We start from the raw sequence: 16,308 nt of genomic DNA, 5'->3' as shown, positions 1-16,308 counted from the left end.
TTTCGGCGCTTTAAGCAATGTCAAGTGTGGAGTGACCTTAAGCAAAATGCCAAAGTAGAAAAATTACTGGCTCAATCATTAGATGCAGTGATTTAAGAGCAAAACCCTAACTTATAGACAATTAGGTGTGATTGGTTTATCTGCTTTCAACCTCGCATCACTATAATTAATTTTATACTTTTGGTTAATGCAAGTAAAATTTATACTAACGATGAGGGCAATTTGGAGTTTTGGCTTAGTTGTTTGCTGTCTAGTAGGATGGGCTGGGACAGCAATGGCGGGAGAATTATCTCAACGATTAGCAAATTTTCCTGAATGGGAACAACTCACTTCGGTGCGACCTGCTGAGGGGGATTTGGTTTATCCTGATTGGATGGCAGGTTCGTGGCAAGTTACAAGTACATTGGTAGATTTGGTTGCACCTTTAGCTCCGGATGTTGTCACTCCTGGATTTGAATCTAATCGCCAACAACTCAATCAGCCTGTAAGTTTTCTGGTTCGTTTTATCAAAGTCAAGCCTTGGATTCCTGGGTTAAAATTGTTGCCATTGCTGCCGAAAATACTGAGTCCATCAGCTAATTTAGTGGCAGATAGAACATTTAATAGCTTAAATTTGGCAAGAGCTTATTTAGGTGAGGAAGGTGTGTTATCAGTGAAGGTAGACCCCGACTCCCCCAATAGGCAAATTACATTTTTAGGTGGTGACCGTCAATTAGTTTCTATTATTACAGCCAGGGCTACTGAAAAACCCTCGGAGGATAAGTTTATCAGTTCGGAAGTATTTCAACAACTATTTAAAGGTGGTTCTTTTCCCTACTTCAATGTGGTGGAATCGACTACGGCATACCAGAAACTTTCCACTTCTGAGCCGGCAGTTGTGGCAGATCAAATAACTGCTGTTTATCTTTCACCCCAAGATCCAGATTACTTTACCGCAGGTTCTCGTCCAGTGGCTCTTTATCGCTATCGGTTGGAATTTTCACGCCCTGTACTATCAACTACCCATTACCCAGTTAATTAAGGTCTATGTTTTTGGGTATTGTACAGATTTGTTCCACGGGGGCAAAAATTTTTTTTTGCAAAACACTTGCATTTTCTAAAATATGGTGATAAGATTAGTAATCGTGAGAGAAATGGGTCGGTGTCCGAGTGGTTAATGGAGACGGACTGTAAATCCGTTGGCTAGCGCCTACGCTGGTTCAAATCCAGCCCGGCCCACCACTTTTAAGGTAGTGAGCTATAACGGCTAAGTGATTGGTTTTTTCGCGCCTTTGTAGCTCGTTACTCAAAAATGTCAGGTTTGGTTTTGCCCGTGTGGCTCAGTGGTAGAGCACACCCTTGGTAAGGGTGAGGTCACGAGTTCAATCCTCGTCACGGGCTTTTTGCACTGTGCTGTCAAGATTAGGTAGTTAACGGTTTCGGGTGTTTTGCCCAGTGATCCCTCCTTGGGTACATCTATATCCCTGGAAGGGGGGAACTTTGAACGTAATTTTGTGGTGTAAACTACCTTTGACAGGTTTGCATTGGGTAAAGACGAGCGCGGCAGGGTTCGAACCTGCGACCAACGGATTAGAAATCCGTGGCTCTATCCACTGAGCTACGCGCCCAATCGAAATTGGCAACTCTTGGAGGAGTTACTTTCCGAATTATATCCTGATATTGTGCCAAGATGCAAATAAAAATTCCAGAAGGTTTGATTTTTATGTTCACATTTACATTGGATTTAGGCGGGCAAGATGCCTGGTCTACAACGGCAAAATAGTCCTGAGTGCATTTACTTAGTCCATTGTTATGAGTAGCTCTTAGAAAAGGGCACATCTTTCTCAATCTCCTGCTTTTTTAGTGGCAATATCATCTGGATGTCCATGGGGTGGGTGTTGCTGGTACTGCTATACTTGTTATTATTTAGTGCCAAGGTTCCAGAAGTAGATGCTATGGAAAAACGTGCTGATTGGTACGTGATTGGTACAAATATTTTTAAAGGTTTGGCTTAGTTGGGTGCCGATGTTTTATGCTTGAAGAATTGGCGTGGCCTGGAAATTGTTAGTAGCCGAAATGTTTGGCTCGCAATTGCTGTTGGTATGTCTTCTTATTTGTTGGGAGGGACATTTTTCGGTTGCATAGAAATAATCTTAAATGAAGAACCAGATGTATCTATTGGCGATATCTTTTTTGTACTGACTTATATTTCTTTTGGTATAGGCATGATTTCATATGTAGGTTCCAGAGGACTTAATTTAGAAAAATGGCAATTGCTGATAGGTTCGGCAATTGCATTATTTGCTAGTGTGTTGGCATGGTGGATTTGCAGAGAACAAACAACACCCTCAGGGGCCCTGGTTGCTATGTTGAGTTGGTTTTACGTAGTTAACGATGTGTTTGTGTTAATTATTGCTATAACTTTGCCACTGGCTTTTTGGGGGGTGGAGTTTCCCAGTCATAAAGAATGATTGCACCGGAGGCGTTTTAGCTCTACATTGCAGATATGGAGTTTAAATATGCTCAAGGGCAAAACTATTAAAGTGGGGAGATACTAGAAGTGTTTTGGGTATTTAGTGGAGTTTTATTTGGTATGGGCGCTGTTCTCGGAGATGAAGCATTATTGAGCCGAATTCGACGAGAGTGCGGGGGTAAACGAGCTTAGGAAATTTGGTGTCTACCGTGAGAAAACTAACAGATCCTGACAAACAAGAAATCCTGAAGTTATATCGAGAAACTGCCGAAACAACGTCAACTTTGGCAGAACGCTATGGTGTGAGTAACTCGACAATTAGTCGTTTACTCAAAAGTACGTTACCAGAAGATGAATACGAATATCTCGTTTCTCTTAAACGTGCTGCCAGAACTCCTGAAGGTAGGGCTCAGGTAAGTTATGAACAATTGCCTTTGTTAAGGCAAGCAGAAAAAGAGCCGGAGAAAGAAGTGCCGGTGCAGGAAACAGTGGCTCCTCGGTTGAGGTTACCAGATATTTTGCCGCCGAAGCAAGTGGTTGAAGAACAGCTACCTGAGGAGGAGAAGGAGGAGGAATTCACTTCTTCAATCAGAAGAATTCGACGACGCTCTTCGGCGGAAGAAAAACCAAAGCTGCGTCCGGTAAAGCGATTGGAAATATTGGAGCCTAAGCAACGGGAGATGACCAGTGTTGCTCGTCCTAGTTTTAAGGTGGAACATACGGAAGCAAGTGTTATTGCTCAAATGCTGGGAGAGGAGTTGCTAGACGAATCAGAAGAGTTGTCTGATTTGGAAGATGAGTTGGAGGAAGATTACGACGAAGATTACGAGGACGAAGAGGAAGACTCAGAGGAGGTAATGCCTTTAGTTGCAAGACGAAGGTTAAGTGAAGCGCCAGTTCAAGTCTTGCCATTTTCCGCAGCACAGTTGCCGAAAAGTTGTTATTTAGTTATCGATAGGTCTTCTGAGTTAATTACCCGACCACTTAAGGATTTTGGTGATTTGGGTCAAATCCCTAATTTAGAAACCCTGCAAAAAACTTTGCCAGTGTTTGATAACCATCGGGTTGCAAAGCGCTTTTCTACTAAGCGGGATCGCGTGATTAAAGTTCCTGACAGTAAAGTTTTGCAAAAAGCTAGTACTCATCTGCAAGCCAAGGGTATTACGCGACTGTTGATTGATGGTCAGGTTTATTCTCTGTCTATGGTTTAAAAGTTATGGAGATACCTGCTGATTATGGTGTAGTACTGGTGACAACTGCCAACAGGCAGGAGGCAGAGAAAATTGCAAATGCCCTTGTGGAAGCTAAGTTAGCTGCTTGTGTGAGTTTGTTGCCTATCCATTCAATTTACGCTTGGCAAGGAGAAATATACAAAGAGTATGAGTGGCAGTTACTAATCAAGACTGATTTGGCGATATTTTCGTCTCTGGAAGCTAAAATTCGTGAACTCCATTCCTACGAGGTTTCAGAAATTATCGCCTTACCTATTGTTGCCGGTTCCCAAGCCTACTTGCAATGGATTTCTGGGCAGGTTAAACCTTAGCAGTTGTCTGAGAACGCCTTTTTCCCTCCTCCCTTGGCCGGGAGGGGGTGGGGCGATTTAAACAATCTGAGCGTCAATGGCTTTTGCAAAACGCTCTGCCAAGTTAATAATGTCTCTTTTGCGAGGAATTTTTTTGATCCATTGTGGGGGAATATTTTCTACTCCATAGTAAATTCCTGCTAACCCCCCAGTTACGGCAGCAGTGGTATCTGTATCTCCTCCCAAGTTGACGGCTTTTAGTACTGCCTCGGGGTAAGATGAAGTGTTTAACAAACACCACAGTGATGATTCCAAGGTATCAATCACATATCCGCCAGAGTTAATTTCCTCTATGGGGATATTGGCTATTTCACCGCTGAATATTCGGCGAAAATGGGGCTTTTCTAAAATATGTTCCCGCTGACAATAAAGTGATTGGATTTTTTCTAATGCTTCTAAATAGGCTGTCTCTAGGTTCGCCCCTTTGAGTAGGGCTAGGGCAATGGTAATGTAAATGCCGCAGGCCATTTGCGATCGCATATGAGCGTGGGTAATGGCAGAAACATCATGCACCCGCACTATCAATTCTGGTAGGGTTAGGTTTTGATAACAATAAGCCATAGGTAAAATTCTCATTAAAGACCCATTGCCATTGCTATTTTCTACTTTACCTCCTGCGTGTTGAGGTAATATTCCCTGTTTAAGGCGCATAATTGCTTCATGGGTGGTTTGACCAATATCAAACAGGCTGCCACGGGGAGTCCAATAAGCTTCCTTGTACCAACGCCAGAAGGAATTGGCTATGGCATCTAATGAATATCCTCTACAGAGGCTTTCTGCCAAGCAAAATGTCAAGGAACTGTCATCTGACCAAGTTCCTGGGGGTTGATTCCATGTGCCATAACCTAGCATTGTTGTCACTGGAGATTTCATTCTTTCAGCGCGGCTAGTAAACTCAACTGGCACACCCAAGGCATCACCGACACATAAACCCATCAAACCAGACAATGTTTTTGTAGCGGTTAGCATTATTTACTCTCCATGAGCATTACCAAAATTTAACTTTATAGATTACTTCTTAATGTTGTTGCCATATCTGCTACAGCCTCCGATTCTATTCTATGTAAAAAGTCAGATAGCAGGTATTAATTAACTATTTTATTTGCCATATTTATGCAAAATTTTATCAGGTTGTAAAATCTGTGCATCAATGCCGAGAAGAATGCCAAAAAAGATTCAAAATTAACCGGAACATTTTCAAAGTATTTTCGACTTTGAATATATAAGTGAAACATACAAAGTTTTTCCAGATTATGAAGAATATACTCAAGTCTTTTGTGGCAATATCTGCATTGTCTTCTTTAATAGTTGCTCCTTTTATTATTAATGGAGGTGAAGCTTCTGCTCAAGTAAAAAGGGGTACGGATGCCAGTTATGTTGGTGCTGGGGTTGCAGCTGGTGTTACTAATGGTGGGCAAAACAGTGATGCTGCCAATTTTGGTGGTAATCTGACAGGCCGTGTGAAATTGGGAAATACACCGTTGTCCGCCCGGGGGAATGTTCTTTGGAATGATGAGACCACTGCTGTTATTCCAGAAGTTTCCTTAGATTTGGCAATTGCCAATGGTACTAACGCCTTTATCACTGGCGGTTATTCTTTTGTAGAAAAAAATGGCTTGTCTACTCCTTTGGGTAATAAGGATGGTGTAGTAGTGGGTGCGGGTGTGGAAAGGGAAGTTGCTAATAATTTCCTGGTTTATACTAATGCCAAACTCGGAATCAGGGCTTATGAAAATAGCTCGGCTGCTGCTGTTAGTATCAATGGCGGTTTAGGTTATCGCTTTAGGTAATTCCTAATTGATAGATAAATAGATAAACTTCTACACTTATAGACACACCTATAGGTGTTTTATGTTTAAGTTTCATGAGTTTGCTGCAAAAATCCTTGGTTTGGGTTAAGTAAAACTTGTTCAAAAGGTCGGTTTTGTTTTGTGAAGTGCTGAATCACTGATAAAGTCGGCTTTTTGCCGTGTTAAAATAAGATTATTACTTTTATTGCCGACCAAATTACCGGGAATTACCCAGCCGGAAAAATGCTTCGGCTTTTACCGATGCCTTATTGAGAATACTAGAACAATTCTGATGGTTAAATCTGCTCCTGCCCCCATTGCTAATCGTGATCAGCCTTCTAAGGTAGAAGGCCTCAAGGAAAGAAGTAATTTTTTACGCGAACCTGTAGCTACCCAAATCCTTGAAGATACAACTCATTTTAGTGAAGAAGCAGTACAAATTCTGAAGTTTCATGGTTCCTATCAGCAGGATAACCGCGATAATCGCGTCAAGGGACAGGAGAAAGATTATCAGTTTATGCTGCGCACTAGAAATCCAGCTGGGTTTATACCACCCCAGTTATATCTGGCTTTAGATAATTTGTCTGATGAGTACGGGAACCACACGTTAAGGGTTACTACACGTCAAGGCTTTCAGTTGCATGGGATTTTAAAAAAGAATCTCAAGGCGGCCATCGCCAGTATAGTAAAAAATATGGGTTCAACTTTGGGTGCTTGCGGTGACTTGAACCGTAACGTGATGGCTCCACCGGCGCCTTTCAAGCATCGCTCGGATTATAAGTATGCTTGGGAATATGCCAATAATATCGCTGATTTGCTGACACCCCAAACTGGTGCATACTACGAAATTTGGTTGGATGGCGAAAAGATAATTAGTGGCGAAGAAAGCCCGGAGGTGAAAGCGGCACGACAGCGTAATGGTACTGGTACTATTATTCACAACAGTCCAGAACCGATTTATGGCACTTACTATATGCCCCGCAAGTTCAAGATTTGCGTGACCGTACCTGGTGATAATTCAGTTGATTTATATTCCCAAGACCTGAGTTTAGTGGTGATTACTAATGAACAGGGAGAATTGGAAGGATTTAATGTTTTCGCCGGTGGCGGTTTTGGCAGAACACATAATAAAGAAGAAACTTTTGCTAGGGTAGCAGATGAAATTTGCTATGTAGACAAAGATGATGTTTATGATTTGATTAAAGCGATTGTTGCTACCCAAAGAGATTATGGCGATCGCACTGACCGTCGTCATGCGAGATTAAAATATTTAATTCATGAGTGGGGTGTAGATACCTTCCGCGCGCAAGTGGAGGATTATTTTGGTAAACCTGTGGCACCCTTTAAACCACTGCCAGAGTTTAAATATTACGATTTCCTCGGTTGGAATGAACAGGGTGATGGTAAGTTATTTGTGGGGATTTCTATTGAAAATGGTCGTGTTAAAGATGAAGGTTCATTTGAACTGAAAACTGCCTTGCGGAAAATTGTCGAGCAATTTAATTTACCTATGTGCTTGACACCTCACCAAAATATTATCTTTTACGATATTGAGCCGGAAAATAAATTAGCCATTCAGGAAATTTTGCACGGTTGTGGTGTTGCTGATGACCCCAATATTATTGAGCCTTTGGTGCGTTATGCAATGGCTTGTCCAGCTTTGCCTACTTGCGGCTTGGCTATCACGGAATCAGAACGGGCAATACCTGGTATTTTGGAACGAATTCGCGCGCTTTTGAATAAGCTTGGTTTACAAAATGAACATTTTGTGATAAGGATGACGGGTTGTCCCAATGGCTGCGCTCGTCCCTACATAGCAGAATTAGGTTTTGTGGGGAGCGCTCCGGAATGTTACCAGGTTTGGCTAGGAGGTTCCCCAGATCAAACAAGATTGGCGCAACCTTACATAAATAAGCTACATCATAATGACCTAGAAGGTTTTTTAGAGCCGATATTTGTTTACTTTAAGAATTTTCGGGAGTATGAGGAAAGCTTTGGTGATTTTTGCCATCGCCTGGGTTTTGATGCACTGCGGGAATTTGCGGCTACTTACGAACCTCCAACTAATAGTGTAAGTAAATCACGACATCGAGTTAGTATTCGGGATGAGGTATATGGTCAGCTAAAACAACTAGCTAATGGCCAAAACAGGCCAATGACTGAATTGGTGAACGAAGCTTTAGAAGCTTATTTTAGGAATCTGGCGTAAATCATATAAATCATAACTTTGTACTTCGATGTTTACCTACTCTCGATAAGGGTTAATGGAGAGTGGGTTTTATTTTATACCTTTGACTTCAGGTAATTAAATTTAGCATGGCGCAACTACAAAGAATTGCGATCGCACCTTCTCAAATTCAAGGCAGTATGATTATTTTGGGTAAAGAGCAACAGCATTATCTAGCACGAGTGTTAAGATTACGTGAAGGCCATCGGTTTATTGCCATGGACGGTGGAGGGAAATGGTGGTTAGCTCAGTTACAAGGAGAACAAGCCCAGGTTTTAGAAACTCTAACGGTAGAAACAGAACTACCCCTGGCAATTACCCTGATGGTATCCTTGCCCAAAGGTAGCGGATTTGATGAAATAGTCCGGTATTGTACGGAATTAGGAGTAAGTTGTATTGCTCCCTTATTAAGCGATCGCACTTTACTAAATCCCAGTTCTCAAAAGCTGGAACGTTGGCGACGTATAGCCACAGAAGCGGCTGAACAATCAGAACGTTCATTTGTACCAACAATTTTAGAACCTGTAGCTTTTAGCGCTGCGATTACGGCCACTAAAGCAACACACCGTTATATTTGTGAAGCCCGTGGCAATTATCAGCATTTAAACAATGTAGTTAAATCAAATACATCAGAAGTCGTCATTGCCACGGGACCAGAGGGGGGATGGACGGAAAAGGAAATGGAGCAAGCCATAGCTAATGGATTTCAACCGGTTTCCCTTGGTCGTCGTATCTTGCGAGCAGTTACAGCACCAATAGTGGCATTAACCTTAATTTCCGCAAACTCTGAAGTATATTCGCTGTAGCATTTACAGCACATTTCATCTGAGTATATACAAGGCGACAAGATGCCCAGGTCACAAAGGTATTATGATTCATATTTCTAGTACCACAAAGGACTTTCATTGGAAAGTAGCACATCAACTTTGTGATACTGCGTGATACTGCTCAAACTATCTTTGTAGGGGATTTGAATTTAGTTGGTTTGTCCAGAGGATTACTTGAAAAGCATTGTCTAGATGCTGAATAGGGACAATTGTTTCACATTCTGGAGTAGTGTTGTTTCAATAGAAAGGGTTAAAAAACAGTTGTCGAGAGGGTGTTCATGGTTACAGAGGTTGGGGATACAAGACCCACCGCGATGTTGCAGCCCTCGGGCAAAGGGTGAAGATACTTGCTGTTAGCGGAGCGGCGCGTTAGCGGGGGTAAATTCATTGGAATTTTTTTGAAGCAAGAATCCCTCGGCTTTTAGCTGTGGGGACTGTCAATAGGTCTCCCACCCGTGGATTCTGCTAGGAAGTTAGTTGGAGGTTTTCATTTTACGAGCCATATCTAGGTAAGAATTCATATTCGCACCTGGACGACGACGAAAATTAGAGCTAGAGGCTGAAGGAACAAGATATTTAGGTGCAAATGTGGTTTCCCCAGGTGGTGTTTTTGTACCATTGGAGATTGCTGCTGGGGCTGTGGCGGGTTTAGCTTGATTTGCTTGACTTTTTTGTGATGATTCTACCTTTGTCACTGGTGTAGGAATAGGTGCAGTTGTCGGCGAATCTACTGCTACTGATGCTGTAGTTTTTGTACTATTAGATGTACTATTTGTTACTTTGTCATCAGTGGATTCGTCTAACTCTAAGTAGTAGCCATTACCTTTAATCCCAGGTAACAACCCAGTGATGAAACTCAGAATACCGGTGATTAACTTTTTGATAAAACCGAACATGAGAATTTCCCCTCTCTTGATGTATCTGTATACTTGACCGTGGTGTTCAAAAAAAACCAAAACACAAGGTTACATTTGCTTGCGCCAGCTATGTCATTGGGATTGCAAGCTTTATAATTATACACCTCACCTGTACCTAACCTCTACCCTGCTTAAAGGCAAGGGGATTCTAAACTAAAGTACCGTAAGAAAGCTACACAGTTAAATTTTCTCCAGAATTGTTGATGCAGACCAACTTGAAAGATGAACAGCAAAAACCAACGGCGTAACTCTGTGTTGTTGATACATGGCATTGAAGACACCGGAGCAGTGTTTAATAAAATGGGAAGTTATCTCAGACAATCGGGTTGGTGTGTGTATACCCTGGATCTAGTCCCTAATAATGGAAGTGTCGGTCTTGATATTTTGGCACAGCAGGTAGCCGATTATGTCGTCAATACCTTTGGGGCGGAAGAACCAATGGATTTAGTCGGCTTCAGCATGGGGGGAATTGTCGGCCGTTACTATGTTCAACGCCTAGGAGGAATTAACCGAGTACAAAGATTTATCACTATTTCTTCACCTCATCATGGAACCATGATTGCCTATGGTTCTCAACGTTACGGCTGCTTACAAATGCGCCCTAACAGTCCATTTATCCAAGATTTAAATGCTGATGCTGTAATGTTAGGGCAAATCAATTTTACTTCAATATGGACACCCTATGATTTGATGATTGTTCCGGCAAATAGTTCACAAATGCCAATGGGAAAGGAAGTGGTATTGCCGGTTGCACTGCATCCTTGGATGTTAACCGATGGGAGGATTTGTGCAGCTGTAGCATCTGCTCTAGCGGACTCAGTTAAGCCCCATCACCAATTTCGTTATACTGATGACCACCAAAAATCCCCTCTGGGTGGCGGTAATATTTAAATTCTATCAAGTTGTAAAAAGGATCTTCTAGAAAGAAAGTACTATGCTCTAAGGTGGAACCAACAAAGCGACTTTTGGGTAATTCTCGAAAAATGAGTTGTTGGTTACAGGCTTTTTGTAGTAGTTCCTCCCAGTGGTGTTCGTGAATAAAAATTAGTCCAAAGTGTCTGGGATATATACTTTTTTGGGGTGATGGGGTTTCTTTTGTAACGTGGGCTACTAATTGATGACCGTAGAGATTAAGAATCAAGGCTTGGGGATTTTCACGGCCAGGAATGCACCCTAGAGCATCAACATAGTATGCTTTAGTTTTAGCAATGTCAGTAACAGGAAAAGCTAGGTGAAATAAAGTTTGGCTCATGATAATTGTAAGAGCTGGTTATGTTTAAATAATTTTAGATTTTAGACTTTAAATTGATGTTATTTTTTATTGACTTTGCAAAGGTCTGGTTGGTAGCAATAGGACTAAATACTGTCTTATTGGGTTTGGTATGGATTGCACCGAAACAACTACTTACTCCCGCCGGCATATTTCACGCTTGGTTACTGGGAGTACTAATTTGGGTAACCCTCGGTTGGCAAGGATATGTGGTGGTAGGATTCTATTTTTTAGTTGGTTCTGGTGTAACACGTATTGGGATGGCAAAAAAAGAAGCACTAGGAATAGCTGAAAAGCGTTCTGGAGCAAGAGGCCCGGAGAATGTTTGGGGTTCAGCCCTGACTGGGGCTTTGTGTGCATTGGGAGTGGGGATTCTCAATGGGGGATTATTAATAACTACGATAACTACCAACCAATCCCTGGTTTCCAGTTTGAAGTTGCTACTGTTGCTAGGTTATGTGGCTAGTTTTAGCACTAAACTTGCTGATACCACTGCTAGCGAAGTTGGTAAAGCTTACGGTAAGCGGACTTTTTTGATTACCACACTAAAACCAGTACCACGGGGTACAGAGGGAGCAGTAAGTTTAGAAGGAACTTTAGCTGGTGTGGTGGCTGCGATGGCCATGGCTTGGGTAGGTTGGGCTGTTGGTTTGATGGATTTATTGGGAGTACTTTGGTGTGTATTGGCAGCATTTATCGCTACTAATTTAGAAAGTGTGATTGGCGCAACATTGCAGTCTAAATATGACTGGCTCACTAATGAAGTAGTAAATATTCTCAACACGTTAATAGGGGCGGTGGCCGCAATGGTATTTGCCTTAATTTGGACCGTGACTATTTCTACAAAAGTTTTATGATTATCTGTACCTGACATTCCCAGAAGGTGCTGTAAGTACTTTTCCATGGGAGTTTAGTGCTGTGGGTTTCTTGTACCTATACAACAGTTAAAATTGCTAATTGTCCGGGTTTTGCGACACAGTTTAGTTAAAAGTAAATAAGATGAAAATCAAACAAATCAAAAAACTAACAAAAAAACTAGTCAAAAAACCAATATTTTTATTTGTGTTAACGCAGAAGTGTGGAATCCTGCAATAAAAATTTACAATTTTTGCGTTTTACCCAGATAAAGTTCATTGTCTATTAAGAATAGAGTCATTAATTGCTCAAATTTTGTATCACCGATGCACAAATTGGAAACTCAACAGTCAACAGTCAACATTTCTGGTGTTAACGTAACTCGGTTTATCTTGAGTTGACGGTGGTTGATTTTTTTTGTTTTTTTATTTTACACGGTGTTCAATTGTGACATTAGTAATATTTATTTTGTAATATATAAAACTTTAGCTGTTGTTTATGGGTTTAGTTCATGGAATCTTCATCATTTTTGCTAGTAAATGACCAGCCAATTTTTATAAATCAAGCGGTAAAATATCTGCAAGCCTCTGGAAAATTAGCTCATTTCATTGGCGATATTCTCCGCCAGTATGTTATTGAACAAGAAATACAAAGGCGAGACGACATAGAAATCAGCCCTGGTTTGACGGAACAAACTATTATTGATTTCCGCATCAATAATCATCTAAATGACCACCAAATTTTTCAGGAATGGTTACAAAAAAATGGTACGGATTACACAAGTTTTTATGAATCAATTGCTTTTGGATTTAAATTAGAAAAGCTGAAAGTTTTAATTACAGAAACAAAAATTACAGAATACTTTATTGAACGTAAAATATTTTTAGATAGGTTGATAGTTTCCCGGATTGTTGTTGAAAATCGAGAAATAGCTGAAGAACTACAAACTCAAATTGAAGAAGGAGGTAGTTTTGAGCAATTAGCAAGAGAATATTCACTGACAGAAGATAGAATTCTCAACGGAATGATGGGGCTAGTAAGCCGAGGAACAATGCCACATCAATTAAGAGCAGTTATTGATATGGCAAATCCTGGACAAGTTGTTGGGCCGATAGAAATGGAAGGACGCTATGGTTTATTTCGAGTTGAACAATTTTTACCGGCGTCTTTAGAGGATATACAAATTAAACAAGCACTAGAAAATGAATTATTTGAGAAATGGCTAGTGGAAAAAATTCAAAAGCTGACAGTCAAAGTACAAATGAGCTAAAATTTCTGGATAATCAATCTTTGCAAGTAAATGCTTTAGCTTCCATACCTTGGAATCAACCGCCGTTGTCTTCTCTGACTTCTGAACAAAAATCTCAATTACAAAATCAGGCGCAGGTGTGTTTCTATGGTCTAGGAGAAAAAATTTGGTCAACAGGAGCGGGGAGTTATCAGTTTTTTATTTTTACTGGTAAGGTGCGTTTGCGGGAAGAAAAACAAGGTCAGGTTTTAGAAACTCTACAAACCGGAGATTGGTTTGGGGATTTATGTGAGCTGGCTATAGATTACAAAGCTGTAGCTGCTAGCAAAGAAGTAATATTACTATGTTGGGATACGTCACTGTGGGCGGAAGTTTCCGCTTCTGAAATGGCGGAGCTTTGGCTAAGGGCAAAATCAGACAAAGAAACGAAGAAAACAGAAAAGATTCAGGAGAGGGGAGAATCAGAGAAATTCATTCCATGTGCGAAGGTTGTCACATCAAGTTATCCGTTTATTTCTGATTTGAATACGGGTGCTGCTTGCTTAACCATGGTGGCGCAATATTTAGAACATCCTGTCAACCTGGAATGGGTGCAACGCCAACTGAGGGGACAAAGCCCTAAAAATCTAGTGGAAGCAGGTGAAAAGTTAGGGTTAGTATTGCGAAAATTGCGAGTTGGTTGGGATGACTTGCGGCAGTTGTCGTTTCCAGTTATACTGCGATGGCAGCCTGATTCATCAGTGCCTCCTTGTTGGGTAGTAGCCTATGGGATGAAGAAATCGCACTTGATTGTTGCGAATCCTTTAAATGATGATTATGCTTGTGATAATTTACCTCGGTCGGTGGTTGAGTCTGCCTGGGATGGGAGGGTGTGGCAGGTTGAACTGATATCCCATCAAGAAAAATTTAATTTGGGTTGGTTTACTCCGGCTGTTTGGAAGTACCGGAAACTACTAGGAGAAGTGTTACTGGGGTCTTTTACCTTGCAGCTTTTAGGGTTGGGGACACCACTGGTTACCCAAGTGATTATTGACAAGGTGATGGTGCAGCAGAGTTTGCCCACCCTTGATGTTATGGCGATGGCTTTGTTGTTAATAGCTTTATTTGAAGCTATGTTGGGGGTTCTGCGGCTATTTATTTTTACTCATACTGCCCGCCGTTTAGATTTGAGCTTATCGGCACAATTATTTCGCCATTTGATGCGTTTGCCTTTAGCTTATTTCGAGTCTCGAAGGGTGGGAGATACAATAGCCAGAGTTCAAGAACTAGAACAAATTCGCCAGTTTCTTACGGGTACAGCATTAACTGTAATTTTAGACAGTATTTTTGCTGTGGTGTACTTAGTATTGATGTTTTATTATAACATCCAACTGACTTTTGTGGCTTTGGCGGTGCTGCCTTTATTTGCAGCTTTGACGATGATTTCTACGCCAATTCTCCGTAACTGGCTGAACGAAACTTTTAATCGCAGTGCTGATAGTCAATCATTTTTAGTTGAGACCGTCACGGGAATCCACTCGGTTAAGGCTCATGGAGCAGAACCAGTGGCCCGGGAGCGTTGGGAAGGCTTATTTGCTCGTTTTGTGCGTACGGGTTTTAAGGCTTCCACCACTTCTAATATTAGCAGTAATATTGGTAATTTTCTGACTAGTTTTTCTTCGTTGCTCATTCTTTGGTTTGGAGCCAAATTAGTTATTGAGCAAAACTTAACCATTGGTCAACTTGTGGCTTTTCAAATGCTATCAGGAAGAGTTACGGGCCCCCTGTTACGTTTGGTGCAACTATGGCAAAATCTGCAACAAGTTTTACTTTCTGTGGACCGAATTGGTGATATTCTCAACGTTGCTCCAGAGGCGGAAGTTGGTACGGGTTTGGTTTTACCACCTTTGAAGGGTCAAATTAGTTTTGAGCAAATTTTCTTCCGGTATCAACCACATATTGAGCCGGTTCTAAAAGGTATTTCTTTTAAGGTAGAACCAGGGCAATTTGTCGGTATTGTCGGCCGCAGTGGTTCTGGTAAAAGTACTCTTTCTAAGCTGTTACAACGCCTTTATCAAATTGAATCAGGGCGTATTTTGATTGATGGTTTTGATATTAAAAGTGCGGATTTAGCTTCACTGCGCCAACAAATTAGTGTGGTTTTGCAAGAGGATTTTTTGTTTAACGGTTCGATTTTAGAGAATATCAGCTTTGGGAATTCCGATATTAGTGCTGAGGAGGTGGTAGAAGCTGCTAGGTTAGCTGTGGCACATGATTTTATTAGTCAATTACCCTACGGTTACGAAACTAATGTGGGAGAAAGAGGAACAGCTTTATCTGGTGGACAAAGACAACGGATAGCTTTAGCAAGATTATTTCTGTCTCAAGCCCCAATTTTAATTTTAGATGAAGCTACCAGTGCTTTAGATAGTGAAACTGAGCAGCAAGTTTTACAAAATTTACAAAAAGTTTCTGCTAACCGCACTGTGTTCTTAATTGCTCACCGATTCGCTCCTCTCAAGGGTGCTGATTTGATTTTAGTTTTAGAAAAGGGGATGATTGCTGAACGGGGTACTCATTTGGATTTATTGCAGCAAAAGGGTTTGTACTGGTCATTATATCAACGCCAGCAAGCAAATATTTAGTAATTGATCTAAAGGAATATATTAAGTTGTTCCCTGCAAGGAACAACTTAATGTTGAGTATGGGGGAATCCCCAACTGGTGACTGATGAATTTTAATTGTCAACAGTGAACTGTCAACTGTGACCACCTATGGAAAATTTTCAAAGTTTGCAAGTTAAGCAGTTGTGGGAAAAGCTTGCAAACCAAATTTAATTGATTGTACAAAAATGGGACTGTTTTGCTAAAGAGACAGTTGGTAAACCAATTGTAAAATCTACAAGTTCCAAAATTGCAGCACCTTGTTTCTATTAATTCCACTTCCTCTAAGGGAAGAGACATAACAACAAAAGCTCACAGCACACAAGCATTAGTGGTCAGATAACCTCTCAACAGAAGTGTTGAATCCTGCAATAAAAATTTACAATTTTTGCGTTTTACCCAGATAAAGTTCATTGTCTATTAAGAATAGAGTCATTAATTGCTCAAATTTTGTATCACCGACGCACAACTTGGACAGTTAACAGTCAACAGTCAAC

At 41.0% G+C, this 16,308-nt stretch carries 13 protein-coding genes, 3 tRNA genes and 1 pseudogene; 13 read left to right on the top strand and 4 right to left on the bottom strand.

Annotation, left to right across the window (positions count from 1 at the left end; genetic code table 11):
- Positions 1-202: 202 nt before the first annotated feature.
- The 3 genes from NWP25_RS12850 (at position 203) to NWP25_RS12840 (ending at position 1,380) form a co-directional block, all read left to right on the top strand.
- Positions 203-1,021, top strand: a complete 819-nt coding sequence (locus NWP25_RS12850) for a DUF6816 family protein (RefSeq protein WP_280651611.1) — start codon at positions 203-205, stop codon at positions 1,019-1,021.
- A gap of 114 nt (positions 1,022-1,135) precedes the next feature.
- Positions 1,136-1,221 (top strand) — tRNA-Tyr (locus NWP25_RS12845).
- An 87-nt stretch (positions 1,222-1,308) separates the two neighbouring features.
- A tRNA-Thr gene (locus NWP25_RS12840) sits at positions 1,309-1,380 on the top strand.
- Positions 1,381-1,534: 154 nt separating this feature from the next.
- On the opposite strand, the gene NWP25_RS12835 is transcribed toward NWP25_RS12840, so the two are convergent.
- Positions 1,535-1,607, bottom strand: a tRNA-Arg gene (locus NWP25_RS12835).
- Positions 1,608-1,859: 252 nt separating this feature from the next.
- On the opposite strand from NWP25_RS12835, the pseudogene NWP25_RS12830 reads away from it, so the two are divergent.
- From NWP25_RS12830 to cutA, 3 genes and pseudogenes are all read left to right on the top strand, one after another.
- Positions 1,860-2,644 (top strand): annotated as a pseudogene (locus NWP25_RS12830) (hypothetical protein).
- 17 nt (positions 2,645-2,661) lie between these two features.
- Positions 2,662-3,663, top strand: coding sequence for a transposase (locus NWP25_RS12825; RefSeq protein ID WP_280651610.1), 1,002 nt, complete (start codon positions 2,662-2,664; stop codon positions 3,661-3,663).
- Between the two features lie 5 nt (positions 3,664-3,668).
- Positions 3,669-3,995 carry a divalent-cation tolerance protein CutA gene (gene cutA, locus NWP25_RS12820; RefSeq protein ID WP_280651595.1) on the top strand — a complete coding sequence of 109 codons (327 nt, stop codon included), beginning with the start codon at positions 3,669-3,671 and terminating at the stop codon, positions 3,993-3,995.
- Positions 3,996-4,052: 57 nt separating this feature from the next.
- Here cutA and NWP25_RS12815 read toward each other — a convergent pair whose 3' ends face one another.
- Positions 4,053-5,003 (bottom strand): ADP-ribosylglycohydrolase family protein, encoded by a 951-nt coding sequence (locus NWP25_RS12815; protein ID WP_280651594.1) that lies wholly within the window; start codon positions 5,001-5,003, stop codon positions 4,053-4,055.
- A gap of 284 nt (positions 5,004-5,287) precedes the next feature.
- On the opposite strand from NWP25_RS12815, the gene NWP25_RS12810 reads away from it, so the two are divergent.
- The 3 genes from NWP25_RS12810 to NWP25_RS12800 all read left to right on the top strand — a co-directional run bounded on the left by NWP25_RS12810 (position 5,288) and on the right by NWP25_RS12800 (position 8,857).
- The gene (locus NWP25_RS12810) at positions 5,288-5,824 is read left to right on the top strand and encodes a hypothetical protein (protein ID WP_280651593.1); all 537 of its coding nucleotides are present in this window, start codon (positions 5,288-5,290) and stop codon (positions 5,822-5,824) included.
- 292 nt (positions 5,825-6,116) lie between these two features.
- Entirely contained in the window at positions 6,117-8,033 is a 1,917-nt protein-coding gene (gene sir / locus NWP25_RS12805) for a sulfite reductase, ferredoxin dependent (RefSeq protein ID WP_280651592.1), read from the top strand.
- Positions 8,034-8,140: 107 nt separating this feature from the next.
- Positions 8,141-8,857: a 16S rRNA (uracil(1498)-N(3))-methyltransferase gene (locus NWP25_RS12800; protein ID WP_280651591.1), complete on the top strand. Its 717-nt coding sequence runs from the start codon at positions 8,141-8,143 to the stop codon at positions 8,855-8,857.
- 494 nt (positions 8,858-9,351) lie between these two features.
- Here NWP25_RS12800 and NWP25_RS12795 read toward each other — a convergent pair whose 3' ends face one another.
- Complete coding sequence (locus tag NWP25_RS12795; RefSeq protein ID WP_280651590.1) at positions 9,352-9,774, bottom strand: hypothetical protein; 423 nt, start codon at positions 9,772-9,774, stop codon at positions 9,352-9,354.
- Between the two features lie 243 nt (positions 9,775-10,017).
- On the opposite strand from NWP25_RS12795, the gene NWP25_RS12790 reads away from it, so the two are divergent.
- Positions 10,018-10,686: a lipase family alpha/beta hydrolase gene (locus tag NWP25_RS12790; protein ID WP_280651589.1), complete on the top strand. Its 669-nt coding sequence runs from the start codon at positions 10,018-10,020 to the stop codon at positions 10,684-10,686.
- On the opposite strand, the gene NWP25_RS12785 is transcribed toward NWP25_RS12790, so the two are convergent.
- On the bottom strand, positions 10,616-11,047 hold the full coding sequence (locus tag NWP25_RS12785) for a VOC family protein (protein ID WP_280651588.1): 432 nt from the start codon (positions 11,045-11,047) through the stop codon (positions 10,616-10,618). The genes NWP25_RS12790 and NWP25_RS12785 overlap by 71 nt on opposite strands.
- A 56-nt stretch (positions 11,048-11,103) precedes the next feature.
- On the opposite strand from NWP25_RS12785, the gene NWP25_RS12780 reads away from it, so the two are divergent.
- The 3 genes from NWP25_RS12780 (at position 11,104) to NWP25_RS12770 (ending at position 15,793) form a co-directional block, all read left to right on the top strand.
- Positions 11,104-11,922, top strand: coding sequence for a TIGR00297 family protein (locus NWP25_RS12780; protein ID WP_280699551.1), 819 nt, complete (start codon positions 11,104-11,106; stop codon positions 11,920-11,922).
- A gap of 509 nt (positions 11,923-12,431) precedes the next feature.
- The gene (locus tag NWP25_RS12775; protein ID WP_280651586.1) at positions 12,432-13,190 is read left to right on the top strand and encodes a peptidylprolyl isomerase; all 759 of its coding nucleotides are present in this window, start codon (positions 12,432-12,434) and stop codon (positions 13,188-13,190) included.
- On the top strand, positions 13,139-15,793 hold the full coding sequence (locus NWP25_RS12770; protein ID WP_280657711.1) for a type I secretion system permease/ATPase: 2,655 nt from the start codon (positions 13,139-13,141) through the stop codon (positions 15,791-15,793). Before NWP25_RS12775 ends, NWP25_RS12770 begins: the two co-directional genes overlap by 52 nt.
- Positions 15,794-16,308: the final 515 nt, after the last annotated feature.

Source organism: Umezakia ovalisporum Ak1311 (assembly GCF_029891685.1).
Taxonomy (GTDB): domain Bacteria; phylum Cyanobacteriota; class Cyanobacteriia; order Cyanobacteriales; family Nostocaceae; genus Umezakia; species Umezakia ovalisporum.
The sequence above is the reverse complement of the archived record's forward strand: the minus strand, read 5'-3'. Positions and strand labels throughout refer to the sequence as shown.